The sequence below is a fragment of the Limnobacter olei genome, assembly GCF_029087225.1.
Taxonomy (GTDB): domain Bacteria; phylum Pseudomonadota; class Gammaproteobacteria; order Burkholderiales; family Burkholderiaceae_B; genus Limnobacter; species Limnobacter olei.
Window position 1 is genome coordinate 1 of the sequence record NZ_JARFJD010000002.1, and the last position, 16,009, is coordinate 16,009.

Genomic DNA, 16,009 nt, shown 5'->3' on the forward strand with positions numbered 1-16,009 from the left:
CCTTGTTATTGATTAACCGCCCTAAGCGCACCCGCTAAACAGCGGGCGGGCTGCGCTTTCGGCCTTGCCGAACGGACGGTGAATTCAACACCAAGGGCAGGTTTTCTTGATCGGCGCTGCGAGGGTATTGCCACCGGAGCGCGCTGGCAACTGCGCCAGAGACTAGCGGTGCGCGGTGTGCAGTGTGGTCAGGTGAGGCTTGGGTGCAGTACCGGCTGGCCGGCTTTGCAAGGCTTCCCGGCGGCTTCGCAGCGCGGGGCGGTTCCTAAAGGAACCGATGCGAAGACGCGTTCGCGTTTCGCATGCCCCAAGCCAGAAGCATCAAGCCGGAATCAGAAGCATTGCTTAGGCCAATCGGTACTGCACCCAAGCCTGACCAAGCACCAAGCACCAAGCACCGAGCACCAAGCACCAAGCACCAGCATCTACCGTCAGCCTCCACCCCGCAAGGTGTGCATCTGAAACTGCTTCGAGAAATGCGCCCTCGCATCGGCAGGCACACCATCAGAAAACGCCAGTGTTACCTCCATGCGTCTTAAACGTACCAAAGCAATCACGCGGTCTGGCATTTCTTTCCAGGCAATTCGCGCAGTACCACCCTGCACTTCAAAATCCGCATAGTCCGCCTGCTCTGAAGTCATCGGAAACAACTCGGCAATCATGTGTACCCAGCGACGCAACTCGCGCTCGGTGCACGACATGTCCAGCGCTTTGTCGGTGTTGAAAATGGCCATGCGAAACTAACCGCCCGCAATGGGTGGCCAAATGGCCAACACATCGTCGGGAGTCAACACTTTGGTGGCTCGATCTGCCGGGTCCACGTACACGCCATTAACCAACACCAAGTGGGTCAACTTTTCGGGCAAGTGGAATTGATCGATGATTTGCTGCACGGTACTGCCGTTGTTCACTTGCAGACGAACCGCGTTGTCCACGCGGTTCGTTGGCAAATAGTCGGTCAATGTTGCAAAGAGCTTGAAGGTAATTTCCATGTACTTTGTGATTGAGCGCAAGCCAGATAGGCTTCCATTAATCGGGTAGGATCTTCGAGCAAATGGTCTTTCCATTCACCCAAGTGGATTTTGCCCTGAATCAGACCCCGCATGACGCCAACATGGTTCGTTAGCCCCAAACTGGTTGCACCAATCAGTACATCGCCAAGAAATTCCAAACGCATGTAAGAAAATTCGTCCTTGTTTTGCAGTTCAACGCTTTGCCCACCTTCTGCGCCCCACCACTGCCCAAACGAGGCAGCAATCAAACCCAAAGTATCCAGCACGTTCATCGCCAAACTACCTTGTGTTTGCGTGCCCTGCCCCATCATATTCTGGGCGGCAATGCGTGCATCGTCCGCAGCAGCGGGTTGAATCATGTTCACGGTTTTCTCGCCTGTGGAGAAGTCGCGAACCTGAGCCACATCACCGGCGGCAAACACATCCTTGATGTTGGTTTGCATGTGATCATCCACCAGCAAGCCCTGATCCACCTGCAAGCCACTGCCTTCCAGAAAGTCAAGATTGGGTTTCACACCCGTGGCAGAAATCACCAGGTCCACTTCCAGCACTTCACCGTTTGAGAGTTTTGCACGCAAAGGTGCTCCATCTTTTGCGGCCACTGCCGTGCCGAAACCAAGGGCGGACCCAATCTTGCTGATCAAGCCTTGTTGCTCGGCCTGGTTGCCCACTTCAATGGCCTCCACACGGGTGGAACAATGCACATCCACACCCTTCTTGATGCACCAGTCGCGAATCATGGAACCCGCGCCTTCGGTCATCATGCGTGGCACCATGCGGTTGCCCATTTCGACCACCGTCAGCTTCACGCCGCGCAAAGCCAGTGCTTCCATGATGATGCAGCCAATAAAGCCAGCACCCATTTGCAACACACGAGAACCGGGCTTGGCCAGCTCGATGATTTGCCGTGCATTTTCCAGTGTCCAGCAAGGGTGTACACCGGGCAAATTCACACCGGGAATCGGTGGCGAAATTGGACGTGCGCCAGTCGCAATCAGCAACTTGTCGTATTCCAGCACATCGCCGTTGTCGAGCATCACTTTCTTGCCCGCCGTGTCCAGCCTGGTAGCACGTGCACGAATTTCCTGAATGTTCTGCTTTTTGAAATGGTCGGGATCTTTGCGAAGGTAAGTGCCCTTCTCGCCCACCTTGCCAATCAGCAGGTATGGAATGGCCATGCGGGAGTATGGGGGTTCCGGTTCGGCACCCACCATGACGATTGAATCGCGAGGCCGCTGCTTGCGAATTTGCTCGGCAGCGACCACCCCCGCAGGCCCGTTACCCAAGATAACGTGCCGTGTTGGAGTGGTTACAGTCATAGCCCCAGGCGCTCCAGTGTGGCAGAGGTTGGGCGACCTTCTTGGTCCCAGCCACGCAGTTCATAGTACTCGGGTAGCATTTTGTCGATGCCATTGACCAGGCCTTTGGCAGGGCCAACCTTGGCAGCGTCTTTCTTCAAACGCGCAGGCAGGTCGTCATCGGCCTTGGTGAAACCGGCGTCCAGGTTGAACTGGCGTTCCATGTTCCAGATGCGCTCGCCCATGGTTTCCAGGTTGGCCATGTCGAACTCATCGCCACAGGCCGCTGCCACTTGGGGCTGCACATCAGCCAGTGTCCAGGCAAAGCTGGTGAACACGCAAATACCGGCTGAATCGAACACAGCCGTGGCATCCTGAAATGCCTTGACCAAGGCTGGCTTGCCATCGGTTGTCAAAGGATCTGTCTTCACGGGAATACCCAGTACTTCAGACGCAACAGTGTATGAGCGCAGGTGACAGGCACCACGGTTGGAAGTGGCGTAGGTCAAGCCCATGCCCTGAATGCCGCGGGAATCGTATGCCGGGAATTCCTGACCCTTCACGCTCATGGACAATTCGGGGTGGCCATACTTGGCAGTCAGGCGCTTGGAGCCTTGGCCAATTTCCACACCAAAACCCACGCCATTGCAAGTATCTTCACTCAGCTTCACAAGCGCCTCTGCTGAACCAAACGGGGCCTTGCAGCCCAATTGCGCTTCAGTCAACACGCCCATTTCATACAATTCCATCACGGCTGAAACTGTGGCACCCAAAGAAATTGGATCAATCCCATGCTCGTTGCACAGGAAGTTCACATAGGTGAGTGCTTCCAGATCATTTACACCGTTGGACGAGCCCAAGGCCCACGCAGCTTCGTACTCCAGACCGCCGGACGCACCATGGTACTGTGGCTTGTTTTCCACGGTGAAGTGGGTTTCGTCAATTTTGGAAATGCGACCGCATGCAATCGTACAGCCGAAACAAGCCTGGTTGGTCACCAGGTTGGCCTTGCCATCGGTTTTGCGGGGTTCGTGCATTTTCTCGCCAGAAATGTCTTTGGCGCCATCAAACTGCACATCGCGGTGGTTATTGGTGGGCATCGCACCCATTTCATTGATCACGTTCATGAGCACTTGAGTGCCGTAGGTAGGCAGGCCGGTGCCAGTTACGGCGTTCTCCGCAAGAATTTTTTTCTTCTCGTAGGTCACCTTCATGAATTCCTTGGGGTTGGAAATGTTGCCAACGCCCTTGGTACCACGTACCGCAATGGCTTTCACGTTCTTGGAACCCATTACAGCGCCAACGCCAGAGCGGCCAGCCGCACGGTGCAAGTCGTTCACAATCGCGGCGTACAATACCTGGTTTTCACCTGCCTTGCCGATTGAGCATACACGCATCAGCGGGTCTTGGTGCTTGGTTTTGATAGCGGGCTCAGTGTCCCATACGCTTTTGCCCCACAGGTCAGACGCGTCCATCAACTTGGCGCTTTCGTTTTCGATCAACAAGTACACGGGCTTAGGTGACTTGCCTTCCATGATCACCATGTCCCAGCCCGCACTCTTCAGTTCATTGCCAAAGTAGCCGCCTGAGTTCGAGCAGGCGATTGCGCCTGTCAACGGGCCTTTGGTAATCACCGAATAGCGACCGCCAGTGGAGGCCATCGTGCCAGTCAGTGGGCCTGTTGCATAAATAATCTTGTTCTCAGGTGAAAGTGGATCCACTTTCGCATTCACTTCTTCCACAAAGTACTTGGTGGCCAAACCACGCTGGCCAAGGTAGCTTTTCGCCCAATCCATTCTCAAGTCTTCGCTGGTGCAGGTGCCTGCTGTCAGGTTCACGCGCAGTACTTTACCGGTCCATGCCATGTTGTATTACTCCCTTCTCTCTGTTCTATTCTGTGGTCAACGAATTACGCGTGAGCTGTGTTGCTCAGCTTTTCGGCCCACTGCTTCATCTTGTCCAAACCAGTCCAATTGGAATCCACAAAAGTAATTGCACCAGTCGGGCAAGCTGTTGCGCAAGCGGGGTCGCCGCCGCAAAGGTCGCACTTTTGAACCTTCCCGGTTTCCTGAACATAATTGACAGTGCCGAACGGGCAGGCGATGGTGCACACCTTGCATCCCACGCAGGTATCTTCTGACACTACTTTCACGCCATTTGTTTTGTCCATGGTAATGGCTTCAACCGGGCAAGCATGCAAACACCAAGCCTCATCGCACTGGGTACAGGTGTAAGGCACTTTTTTGCCAGTGTGGTGGAAGTCGAATACCTTGATTCGCGACAGTGAGGTGTTGAACACCTGGTAGTTCTCATAGCTACACGCCATTTCACACTGAAGGCAGCCCGTGCATTTGTCGGGCGTGATGTGAAGAGATTTTTGCATCCCGTTGTTCCTCGCTTTTTTGGTTTATTGGTTTCTTCGCACTACATACGGTGCTGACTTATGCAATAAGCCTGCCAACTTGAAAAGAAATATTACTGCCGTACCGGCAACACTTTTCCGAGTTTTTGCACGTGGGGTTTTCCCGATGCAACACAGTTGTTTCACAATGGAGCATCTGTTGCAGCAAAAAAGCCCTGTGCTATCACAGGGCTTTTAGTACACATAAACCGGAATGAATCCAGTTCAAATCATGGCCTCATGTACTTCACGCCATAATTCGCGAAAATCTTCTCCAGCTCACCGCTCTCCTTCAGCTCATTCATGGCCACAGTCAGTTTTTCAGCCAATTCTTTGTTGCTTTTCTTGGTGGCCATGCCCACAGCCCAACCCTTGGGTGGCAGAGAATTGTGCGGAACTTTGGACACAAAATAATCCGCTTTTTTGTCTGGATGCTGATGCAAGGCCCACTCCAACTCGGCACGCGTAGCCATGACTGCCACCAGTTCGCCATTCACCATGGCATCAACAGCTTCTTTGGGTGTTTTGAAGTTGACCAGGTTGTTGGCGTAGGCGGCACCATCAGCACCGGCCAACATGATACTGGGCAAGGCCGCTGCTTCTGCGCCAATTTTATTGCCCGCTTCCGAGAACGGCTTCAGGCTGTCCAACGTTGGCAATTTCTTGATATTACGCGCCACAAAAATATCGTCGCGGGTGTAAGGAGAGAAGAATAGGGCCTGGTCCTCCTTCTGCATGATGTAGGCATCAACGGGTGCATGCATCAAAATATCGGCGGGCGCACCTGCCAAGTAATGGCCACGCGTCACCATGTTTCGAATGTCGTCCGAAAACTCTTCATCCTCAGTAAACGCACGCACGCGCAAACCTAAACCCAACTTTGCCGCCAAGGCTTTGGCAATGTCCACATCAATGCCTTTTCCCTCGTGTGAATAAGGTGCCAGATAGTTATACACCGCCACAGTCAACACGCCAGAGGCCTGCACTTTGGCCCAGTCGTTTAATTCTTGTGCGGCGGCGCCAAGCTGAAAGGAAAAGCCCAGCGCAACAGCACCGAACCACTTAATCAAAGGGAATTTAAAATTTGAATCGAACGCGTTCATAAGGTCTCCTGATGACCGTGCCTTGGGCGCACTTTTTATTTTGAATTGATGCTGAAATAGATTGGAGCGGCTCGTTGTTTCAGCCAACAAACCCGCTCCGCATGACCATAGTCGAGTTATTCGTACTTGCGGGTTTCAACATACGCCTTGATGGCCCAAATGGCTTCTTGACTCAAAATACCTGCAAACGCTGGCATGTAGACACGGTCACCGCGAACTTTGCCGCCCAGCACCGAATTGCGGTAGTAAGTATCAATTTCAACCTTGCACTGCTCTTTGGCTTTCTTGCCCGCAAAAGAATCGCACTCAGTGTTCATTTTACGAAGATCGGGGGAAATACCCCCACTCACCGCCTCAAGGCCATGGCACCGGGCACAGTTTTGGTTGTAGGCCGAGCTACCCACACGAATGGCCTCTTTGTCGCCTGTGTAAGGATTGGCCTCCAGCATGTCGTCACCCAAAGGCTTCAGCGTGGACACATCCACAACCTGCGGGGTTACATCGCCATGAGCCATTGCCACTGAAGCAGCGATTGAAAAAATGGTTGCCACAAAGGCTTTACGAACTAACATCACAACTCCTGTCTTTCTAAGAATGATTCAACACAAGGTAGCTACTGCAATCCCCATGCCACCCTATCCATTTGGATTTGTGAATTAGTTTTACCAATTGTGACAAATCGCGAACTCTATGGTGCCCCAGCATAATCTGTGCTAATTTTCATCAGAATGTGTTTCATTCTGAAACACATTGAATTGAGTTGGCACAGTGCTTGCATTGGGCAACGTGGTAGCTGAACTATCAATACAAACAAAACATTCAGCGCTTCAAGTTGCACCCAAAACCATACCTATAAAACGCAGCACCACAAGAAGCAGGAGACATGGATGGCATTCTTATCTGAGCGGGATGGAGGCAGCCTCGCATCCAACGCCCAAGTGATTGAACTGATCGACCCGGGCACGGAAGGGCATCTCGAATTTATTCGGCGTGCGCATCAGCGTTCAACGGCCGCTGGGTTGGACACCACCTCCAAAGTGGACATGGCCCCACCGCCCAGTAGTGCGCTGAAGGAATTGATCGAGAAAAATAATCGGCTGAAGTCGTGCGCCCTTCCTTTTATGGAAACCCTGTACGAGCAGGTGGTGAATACGCACAGCATGGTGCTGTTGACCGATGCCAGCGGCACCATCATCGAATCGCTGGGTGACGATGATTTCTTGGTGAAGGCCCAGAAGGTTGCCTTGGCCCCAGGAGTCACCTGGAGTGAGGAACACAAGGGCACGAACGCAATAGGCACGGCGCTGATCGAGGAATTGCCCACCGTGGTTCACGGGCAAGACCACTTTCTGGATGTGAACCGGTTTCTGACCTGTTCAGCGGCGCCTATTTTCGACCCAAACGGTGTAGCCATCGGTGTGCTAGATGTCACCGGCGACTACCGGAGCTACCACCGCCACACCATGGGCCTGGTGCGCATGTCCGCACAAATGATTGAAAACCATTTGTTCAACAGCTCGTTTCAAGACGCAATTATTGTCCAGTTTCACCAGCGTGGCGAATTCCTCGGCTCTGTGGTGGAAGGCGCAGCAGCGTTCTCGCCAGCGGGAAAGTTTCTGGCTGCCAACCGAGCGGCCATGGTTCAGTTTGGCATGTCCGCCAATGCGCTGAAAAGCCACACCTTCAGTTCTCTTTTTGGCATGCCTTTGTCGGCCTTGATCGACCACTACCGGACCTGTAACCCCATTCCGCTCATTCTGTGTTTGCACAATGGCAACCAGGTCACCGCACGTGCCAGCTTGGGCAGTGTAGGCCGCGGCAGAATTTTTGACTCTGTCGGTTTGGTGAAAAACAACTCTGAAGCGGCCGTGGTTCAAAACCATGCACCAGCCCCCCAGAAAGCAAACACACATTGTCAAAAAAGCCATCACCTCTCCAGCCTGAAGTACCTGAACACGGGCGACCCGCAAGTGGCAAAGATCATCGAGAAAGTGGGCAAGGTGATCGACAAGGACATTCCCATTTTGATTCTGGGTGAAACTGGCACTGGCAAGGAGATTCTTGCGCAGGCCATACACAACGATTCGCCAAGACACGACAAGCCTTTTGTGGCGGTGAATTGCGCATCCATCCCAGAAACGCTGATTGAATCCGAGTTGTTTGGATACGAAGACGGTGCATTCACTGGCGCAAAAAAGAAAGGTTCCCAAGGTCGAATTCTACAAGCCAACGGCGGCACTCTGTTTCTCGACGAAATCGGCGACATGCCGATTTCACTGCAAGCAAGATTGCTGCGAGTATTGCAAGAAAGGGTAGTGACGCCACTGGGCAGCCAGAAAAGCATTCCAGTGAATCTACAGGTGATTTGCGCAACGCACCGTAACTTGCGCGATCAAATCGCCGCAGGACAGTTCCGCGAAGACTTGTACTACCGGCTTCATGGCCTGGTCGTTCGTCTCCTCGCCTTGCGCGAGCGCACTGACTTACAAAAAATCATTCAGCGCATTCTGGAAAATGAATCGCACAACCCACGCATTCGGGTGTCTAGCGAGGTGATGAAAGCGTTCACCACTCACGCATGGCCGGGCAATATTCGCCAGCTGACCAATATTTTGCGCACCGCCAGCGTAATGACGGATGAAGCAGAGACCATTGAGTGGGACCACCTGCCCGATGACTTTCTCGACGAATGGCGTGCATTGCGACTGGACAACACCGCAAAGCCAGCGCCTCAAGAACCCGTTGAAACAGAAGAGCGCCAACAACACCCCCGCGCAACAACACCAGCGGCAAACACACGCCCACAGTTCAGCGTGCGCAGTAATTTTTCAGTACAAACAAAAATCGCAACACCGGTTCACAACAATTCGCCAGCGTTACCGGGCAGAAACAAACCAAGCACATTTGAGGTGCAGGTTCACCACCGGCCGGCCGTTGCTCGCAAAGGCAATAACCTCGACCAAACATTCAGTAAGTTCAGGGAAGGTCGGTTCGACAGCTGGACACACAGCCCAAAACCCGCCAGCCGGGAGGAAAATATCAACGCGCTTGCGCAGTCACCACGCTTCAAGGAAGACAGTTATGACACCCGTGCCTATGATGCACGGGCGCAAGGTTACCTGGGTTCACGACAGGCCACCGCAAGGGCTCAAGTTGAAAATCCGATCAATCTGGACGACCTTGAATCCCGTGCCATTCAAGACGCGCTGGAAACCTGCAGAGGCAATGTCAGCGCAGCTGCAAGAATGTTGGGTATTTCCAGAAACACAATTTACCGGCGCCTGAATTCAAAGTAAAAAATCGCGTTTAGCAAACAACACTTTGCCTTTAAAAAACCACCCCACTGTAGGGTGGTTTTTTTTGGCACAAATCAACTGAACAGTTGTCACAAAACTGTCATTCACTTGCTCCAGCCGCACACAATTCTGTTTCAAAGCGCACCGCCTGGCACAGGCTGGCTGCACAGCCTCACCTTGTCATCAAAAACCTTACATTTTCATTTATCTTAATAAAATCAATAGCTTATATACTGGCATGTCTTTTGCCCTAGTCCCTTCAAGCCAGTTCTACTCTGCGGTGTGCTGGCGAGCTTTAGAAGACAAACAAGCAACAACCTTTAAAAACTAAAACTGGAGGGTTGATCTTATGATCAGCAAAAAATTAGTAGCAGCTTCCATCTTGGCAGCAATGGGGACTTCGGCACACGCGATCGGCTTTAAAGCCGGTGAATGGGAAATGGATATTTCTGGTTCTGTGAATGCTTACTACACCAGCACCAGTTGCGACAACGTGGGCGACGGTGCAGGCATTTTCACCGGAAACGGCACAGCACTGCATCCTTGCGGCATTGATGCAACCAACGGCGTGGACAAGCAAAACATTCAAAACGGCTTGCTGCCTGGCTTCATCATTTTCTCCGCCTCAACCACACAGAAGGGTTACGACCTGAAAGCTGTGATTTCGATTGACCCTGGCACATCCACCGATGGCGGAACTTCCAGTGCATTGGGATCTGGCAACCTGAGCGATGCAGGCGGCGGTCGCGGCCAAATTGTGGGCGATCAGCGTCGCGTTTATTTCTCGGTGGGCAATGCCACCATGGGTACCGTAAAAGCAGGTCGCGATATCGGCTTGTTTGGTCAAAATGCAATCTTGAACGACATGTCCTTGCTTGCAGTGGGTGGCGGCTCAGCATTTAACGGTGCTTTGAATACTACTTTGGGCTCGATCGGCTCCGGTTATGTTTACACCCAATTTCAACCCCAGATCACTTACACCACACCGGCCATTGGCAATTTGAGCGTCAGCGCTGGTGCCTTCCAGCCAGTCGCTCGCAATGCGTCAGTAACTGGCGACCGTGAACTGGGCTTCCAAGGCTTGGCCACATACAGCTTGGGTGATATGGGCAAGTTGTGGGGTGCTTTCATCAGCCAAGGCAATGAGCAAACAAACACCAATGCTCCAGTAGCCGATATTAGCGGCTTTGAAGTGGGTGGCACATTGAACTTTGGTTCACTGGGCTTGACCGCGAACTACTTCACTGGTGACGGACTTGGAACTGCCTTGATTGGTTTCGGCGGAAGCGACGCACTGGCCCAAGAACGAGAGTCTCAAGGTTACCTGGTTCAAGCAACTTACAAGGTAGGTGATACCAAGTTCGGCGTGAATTACGGTGTCTCCAGCCTGGATGCCACTGCAAACGATCGTGCAACGGCAACTCGCATTCTGGATGAAAGTGAGCAGTTGACGCTGGGTGTTTATCACAACCTTACGCCTAGCCTGACGATTGCTGGTGAATACATCACCAACACCGTGAAGTACCAGTTGGGCGGCCCCACACAGGACGCTGAATCCGACACAATCGCAATCGGTGCAATTCTGTTCTTCTAAATCGTTAACCACCCTCCGTTAACGATTACCCTAAGGCGCGAGCTCATAAGGCTCGCGCCTTTTTGCTTTTTGTTTCAATCTGCAACACCCACAACACCCTTATTTTCCACATCATAAAATTCCCGACAAATACCTGTGCAAGGCACAGGAATTGCTATTTAAATAATCGAGGACGAACAACATGGCGCAAGCCTGGTTCTTCACCAAATCCCTTCGGGATGGGGTGCATTTTAAAAAGCATAAGGAGGATATTTCATGCAGTGGACTACACCATCGTTTGTTGACATGCGTTTCGGTTTCGAAATCACCATGTACATCGCCAACCGTTAATTTGACGGTTCGCACGACCCCGGATAGCCTTTGAGGCTAGCGGGGTTTTTTTTACCCCTGAAAAAAGCAACTATGAAAATCAAAGTTCTGGGTTCCGCAGCAGGCGGAGGGTTCCCACAGTGGAACTGTAACTGCACCAACTGCCAGGCCGTTCGGGCCAAAGCGCCCGGGTATACCGCGCGCACCCAGTCGTCGATTGCCATATCCGACGGGTCAGCCAACTGGATATTGGTGAATGCATCGCCCGATATACTCACGCAAATCAAAAACACCCCTGAACTGCAACCCAACCGCGGCCCACGCGATACGGGCATATCTGCAGTCATTTTGATGGACGCGCAAATTGATCACACCACCGGCCTGTTGATGATGCGCGAGGGGAAAACACCCATGCGCCTGTTCACAACCCCAGCTGTGTGGGAAGACCTGACCAACGGTTTACCCTTGGTGCCTACGCTTGGGTTTTATTGCGGCGTGAAGTGGACCCCACTGTGCACCGAATGCGATGAATTTTTCTCCATCAGCCCGCTGGACAGCATCAAGATCAAATCAATCCCGCTAATCAGCAAAGCGCCCCCCTATTCCCCCAGCCGCTACGCCCAACGCCGTGGCGACAATATCGGTTTGTTGATTGAAGACACCAACACAGGCAAGAAAGTATTTTACGCCCCTGGACTTGGAGAAATTACGCCCGATATTCTGCCCTACATGCAACAGGCCGATGTGTTGATGGTGGACGGCACCTTCTGGACCGAAGATGAAATGGTCACGCAAGGGTTTTCGCAAAAAATGGCCGCGGACATGGGCCACCTGCCGCAAACTGACAAACCCGGTAAGCGCGGTTCGGGCATGATCAGCCAGTTACGTCAATTTGAACACCAACGTAAAATCCTGATTCACATCAACAACACCAACCCGATTTTGTACGAGCATGGCGACGAGCGCGCTATTCTGGCCGACAATGGAATTGAAGTGTCTTACGATGGCATGGAGATTCTGGCATGAGCAGCAACAAAGCCTGGAGCAAGAAAGAGTTCGAAGAACGCTTGCGCGCCAAGGGCGACAGGTATCACATTCACCACCCCTTCAACGTGGCTATGCGCGAAGGCAAACTGAGCCGTGAGCAATTGCGTGGCTGGGTGGCCAACCGGTTTTATTACCAGGTATGCATTCCGCAGAAAGACGCTGCGGTGATGGCCAACTGCGATGATCGCGAAACCCGCCGCCGCTGGGTTCAACGCATTCTCGATCACGATGGTTGGGAAGGAAATGCTGGTGGCATTGAAGCCTGGAGCCGATTGGGCGAAGCTGTTGGCATCGACAGGGACGTACTGTGGGGCCAGCAGTTGGTGCTGCCTGGTGTGCGTTTCGCAGTGGATGCCTACGTGAATTTTGCCCGCCGTGCACCCTGGCAAGAGGCAGTTTGTTCATCGCTCACCGAAATGTTCGCGCCAGAAATTCACAAGCAGCGCTTGAGCAATTGGCCCAAAGACTACAAGTGGGTGGCTCCTGAAGGTTTGAATTATTTCCGTTCGCGGATCAGCCTTGCGCAGCGTGATGTGGAACACGGTCTGGAGGTGACTTTGAATTATTTCAAGACGCGCGCGCAGCAGGAACGTGCGCTTGAAATTCTTCAATTTAAACTGGATGTGTTGTGGAGCATGTCAGACGCAATTGCGCTGGCTTATCCTGACAAACCCGTCAAAACAAAACCGAAAAAACCATGAACACCGAGACAAATCCAACTTTACCGGAGTACCCCAAGCTGAACCGCTTGTTCCGACTGCAGTACGAAGAGGCGCAAAAAACCCACGTATTGCTGTACCCCGAGGGCATGGTGAAACTTAACCAGTCCGCAAGCGAAATTTTGTTGTTGTGCGACGGCAACCGGACAGTTGGGGACATCGTCGCTGCGCTTGAAACGAAATTCAACGCGACGGGCCTGGAAGCAGATGTGCGCAGCATGCTGCAAGAGGCCACGCGCCGCAACTGGCTGGACGCATGACAGGCTTGAGCGAACTCACTACACGGCCGGCTGGCCCGCTCTGGTTGCTGGCTGAACTGACCTACCGCTGCCCGCTGCACTGCGTGTTTTGCTACAACCCAGTGGACTACAAAACCAACACGAATGAGCTGACAACCGCCGAATGGAAAGAAACCATGAAGCAAGCGCGCGCATTGGGCGCGGTGCAACTCGGTTTCTCGGGTGGCGAACCCCTGCTGCGTGAAGATCTTGAAGAACTGGTGGCCTATGGCCACGAACTGGGTTACTACACCAACTTGATTACTTCGGGTATCGGCTTGAAACCAGCCCGGCTGGATGCCTTGAAAGCGGCTGGACTTGACCATATTCAAGTGAGCTTTCAAGATGCAACACAAGCTGCCAACGACGCGCTCAGCGACACCAAAACATTTGGAAAAAAACTTGAAATTGCCACCGCTGTGAAAGCAGCCGGCTGGCCCATGGTGCTGAACGTGGTGCTACATCGCTTGAATCTGGACCACATTGATTCAATCATCGAGCTGGCCGTCAAGCTTGGTGTCGAGTATCTGGAACTGGCCAATACGCAGTACTACGGCTGGGCATTTAAAAACAAGGCTGCCCTGATTCCAACCCATGATCAACTGAAACATGCAGAAGAACGCGTGGCCGCATGGCGCGAAAAACTGGGCAACAGCATGAAGTTGCTGTTTGTAGTGCCCGACTATTTCGAGAAAACACCCAAGCCCTGCATGAGCGGCTGGGGCAATGTGTTTCTCAGTATCAGCCCGGATGGCACCGCCCTGCCCTGCCAGGCCGCTCGCATGCTGCCTGGCTTTGAATTTCCGAATGTAAAAACCAGCACGGTTGAACACATTTGGTATGAAAGCGATGGCTTCACGCGCTATCGTGGCGATGCCTGGATGAAAGAGCCCTGCCGCACCTGCCCCGATAAAGCGAAGGATTACGGCGGTTGCCGGTGCCAAGCCTACCTGATTACAGGCGACGCCACCAACGCTGACCCGGTGTGCCACAAGTCACCGGAACACGAAAAGGTGATTGCGTTTGTGGATGCTGCACAGCGGCGCGATGATCCCAACGATTACCTGAAAATTCAAAAGCAGGAACAACAAACCCTTGCCGATACGGCTGAGGTGCCCGTGGTATGGTATCGCAGCGATCACAACAGCTTGCATTTGAGCAAAAACGGCACTTGAACTCCAATACAACCACACGACTTCACGCGCGGAATCTTCAGTTTTCCTGGGGCGATCGCCTGGCCTTGAATAAGGTCAGCCTGGATCTGGAAGCGGGTGAAATGTTTGGCTTGCTTGGTCCAAACGGTGCTGGTAAAACCACATTGATCAGCCTGATCGCAGGGTTGATTGCACCCGATGAAGGTGAACTGTCCGTGCTGGGTTACAGCACCCGCAGGGCCGCAGACCTGGCTCGAAAAAATCTGGGCTTTGTATTCCAGTCGGTGTCGCTGGATCGTTTCATGACCGTGGAAGAAAACCTGATGTTTGCCGCAGGCCTGCAAGGTTTGAACAAGGCTCAAGCGAAAGCCAATCTTGCGCACCTGTTCACCATTTTCCCGATTCAAGCCTGGCTGAACCGCACTGTAGGAAGCCTCTCCGGCGGGCAAAAAAGGCTGGTGGACATTGCGCGCGCCATGGTGCATCAACCCGGCGTGCTGATTCTTGATGAACCCACCACCGCGCTTGATGTGCCATCCAAAAACACGGTGTGGGAAACACTGAAAACACTACAGGCCGTGGATGGCTTGACGATATTTGTGGCCACTCATTTGATGGACGAGGCCAGCAGCTGCGACCGGGTTGGCTTTTTGAACAAAGGCGAACTGAACTGGCTTGGTACACCCACACAAGCGTTGGACGAATTACCTGATCAAAGCGTAACCAGTGTGCGCACTGCCACCTTGGCAGACTGGTTTGTGTGGAAAATGAATGGTGGAGCCGACCGCGTATGCTGATGCAATTTTATTGGGCTGTGATTCGCCGTGAAAGCCAGAAACTGCTGAAGCAACGTGACCGCTTGGCCGCAGCAATGGTGCGCCCCGTGCTTTGGCTGTGGATTATCGGTGGCGGCATGCAGGCATTGGCTGGTGGCGATTACACAGCCCGCTTGCTGCCAGGCATTGTGGGCATGACCTTGCTGTTTGGCGGCATGGTGGGCGGCCTAAGCATCGCGCTGGACAAAGACGCCGGCACCATGCGATTGCTAGTGACCGCCCCAGTCAAAACTCACCACATTTTGATCGCAAAAACCCTGGGGGCAGCCATTGGTGCATTGGTCCAGATGGGCCTGTTGATCGTACTGCTGCTGGCGCTGGAAGGTTTGTACACGCTGCTGTTTCCTTTGGGTTTTGATCTGCAGGATGTACTGCCATGGGTAGGAAGAACGTTGTGGCCTCAACTGCATGTGCTGATGCCAGGCGCTGCGCTTGCAGCACTTAGCTGCGCTGCACTGGGTGTGCTGTGCGGCACCTTCGCCAAGTCAATTGATGGCTTTGCGGTCATGATGAATTTCGTGATTTTTCCTGTGTTTTTCTTCAGCGGTGCGCTGTACCCAATCGACCCGATGCCTGCCTTGGCTCGTTGGGTGTCTCTGCTGAATCCGTTTTCCTATTGTGTCGATTTGCTGCGCCATGCATTTAGCAGTCATGCTGAATTTAGCCTGCTGTTCAGTGCATCTGTATTGGCGATTACAACAATCGCAATGCTGGCAGTGGCCACATGGAAGTTTTCTCAAACTGGTGCAGCGGTGCCATTGAATCAATAAGGAACTTTACATAAAGCAAGTCCACTTAGCTTGCCTTCACTTTTTTCCCGTCTCAAAATGCTTGTAGTGCCCTCCAGTTTGCAGTCACTCCCAACTCTGGATTCAACACCGCCCTCAACACGTCTTTCAAGTTTTCCACCAAGCATCGTTCGCTCCGCCAAGATTGCGCACCAAGCGACTCGGCGCGGAAC

The 16,009-nt window shown here is 53.0% G+C and carries 16 protein-coding genes; 9 read left to right on the top strand and 7 right to left on the bottom strand.

Annotated elements, in window-relative coordinates:
• Positions 1-431: 431 nt before the first annotated feature.
• The 7 genes from PY990_RS00105 to pedF all read right to left on the bottom strand — a co-directional run bounded on the left by PY990_RS00105 (position 432) and on the right by pedF (position 6,387).
• On the bottom strand, positions 432-734 hold the full coding sequence (locus PY990_RS00105; protein WP_275269864.1) for a hypothetical protein: 303 nt from the start codon (positions 732-734) through the stop codon (positions 432-434).
• 6 nt (positions 735-740) lie between these two features.
• Positions 741-992 (bottom strand): MoaD/ThiS family protein, encoded by a 252-nt coding sequence (locus PY990_RS00110; protein ID WP_275269865.1) that lies wholly within the window; start codon positions 990-992, stop codon positions 741-743.
• A complete protein-coding gene (locus PY990_RS00115; protein WP_275269866.1) occupies positions 959-2,332 on the bottom strand; it encodes an NAD(P)/FAD-dependent oxidoreductase in 1,374 nt (457 codons plus the stop codon). The genes PY990_RS00110 and PY990_RS00115 overlap by 34 nt, the downstream gene beginning before the upstream one ends.
• A complete protein-coding gene (locus PY990_RS00120; RefSeq protein WP_275269867.1) occupies positions 2,329-4,176 on the bottom strand; it encodes an aldehyde ferredoxin oxidoreductase family protein in 1,848 nt (615 codons plus the stop codon). Before PY990_RS00120 ends, PY990_RS00115 begins: the two co-directional genes overlap by 4 nt.
• Before the next feature lie 44 nt (positions 4,177-4,220).
• A complete protein-coding gene (locus PY990_RS00125; RefSeq protein ID WP_275269868.1) occupies positions 4,221-4,694 on the bottom strand; it encodes a 4Fe-4S dicluster domain-containing protein in 474 nt (157 codons plus the stop codon).
• Positions 4,695-4,942: 248 nt separating this feature from the next.
• Positions 4,943-5,815, bottom strand: a complete 873-nt coding sequence (locus tag PY990_RS00130; RefSeq protein ID WP_275269869.1) for a substrate-binding periplasmic protein — start codon at positions 5,813-5,815, stop codon at positions 4,943-4,945.
• A gap of 116 nt (positions 5,816-5,931) precedes the next feature.
• Positions 5,932-6,387, bottom strand: a complete 456-nt coding sequence (gene pedF / locus PY990_RS00135; RefSeq protein WP_275269870.1) for a cytochrome c-550 PedF — start codon at positions 6,385-6,387, stop codon at positions 5,932-5,934.
• Between the two features lie 315 nt (positions 6,388-6,702).
• On the opposite strand from pedF, the gene PY990_RS00140 reads away from it, so the two are divergent.
• The 9 genes from PY990_RS00140 to PY990_RS00185 all read left to right on the top strand — a co-directional run bounded on the left by PY990_RS00140 (position 6,703) and on the right by PY990_RS00185 (position 15,818).
• Entirely contained in the window at positions 6,703-9,111 is a 2,409-nt protein-coding gene (locus PY990_RS00140; protein ID WP_413789470.1) for a sigma-54-dependent Fis family transcriptional regulator, read from the top strand.
• A 349-nt stretch (positions 9,112-9,460) separates the two neighbouring features.
• The gene (locus PY990_RS00150; protein WP_105028499.1) at positions 9,461-10,705 is read left to right on the top strand and encodes a porin; all 1,245 of its coding nucleotides are present in this window, start codon (positions 9,461-9,463) and stop codon (positions 10,703-10,705) included.
• A gap of 255 nt (positions 10,706-10,960) precedes the next feature.
• Positions 10,961-11,035 (top strand): pyrroloquinoline quinone precursor peptide PqqA, encoded by a 75-nt coding sequence (gene pqqA, locus PY990_RS00155; RefSeq protein ID WP_083797182.1) that lies wholly within the window; start codon positions 10,961-10,963, stop codon positions 11,033-11,035.
• 72 nt (positions 11,036-11,107) lie between these two features.
• Complete coding sequence (gene pqqB, locus PY990_RS00160; protein ID WP_275269871.1) at positions 11,108-12,040, top strand: pyrroloquinoline quinone biosynthesis protein PqqB; 933 nt, start codon at positions 11,108-11,110, stop codon at positions 12,038-12,040.
• Complete coding sequence (gene pqqC, locus PY990_RS00165) at positions 12,037-12,762, top strand: pyrroloquinoline-quinone synthase PqqC (protein ID WP_275269872.1); 726 nt, start codon at positions 12,037-12,039, stop codon at positions 12,760-12,762. The genes pqqB and pqqC overlap by 4 nt, the downstream gene beginning before the upstream one ends.
• Positions 12,759-13,040 carry a pyrroloquinoline quinone biosynthesis peptide chaperone PqqD gene (gene pqqD, locus PY990_RS00170; protein ID WP_275269873.1) on the top strand — a complete coding sequence of 94 codons (282 nt, stop codon included), beginning with the start codon at positions 12,759-12,761 and terminating at the stop codon, positions 13,038-13,040. Before pqqC ends, pqqD begins: the two co-directional genes overlap by 4 nt.
• Positions 13,037-14,233, top strand: coding sequence for a pyrroloquinoline quinone biosynthesis protein PqqE (pqqE, locus tag PY990_RS00175; protein ID WP_275269874.1), 1,197 nt, complete (start codon positions 13,037-13,039; stop codon positions 14,231-14,233). Before pqqD ends, pqqE begins: the two co-directional genes overlap by 4 nt.
• The gene (locus tag PY990_RS00180; protein WP_275269875.1) at positions 14,230-15,009 is read left to right on the top strand and encodes an ABC transporter ATP-binding protein; all 780 of its coding nucleotides are present in this window, start codon (positions 14,230-14,232) and stop codon (positions 15,007-15,009) included. Before pqqE ends, PY990_RS00180 begins: the two co-directional genes overlap by 4 nt.
• Complete coding sequence (locus tag PY990_RS00185) at positions 15,003-15,818, top strand: ABC transporter permease (protein ID WP_275269876.1); 816 nt, start codon at positions 15,003-15,005, stop codon at positions 15,816-15,818. Before PY990_RS00180 ends, PY990_RS00185 begins: the two co-directional genes overlap by 7 nt.
• The last annotated feature ends 191 nt before the right edge of the window (positions 15,819-16,009 follow it).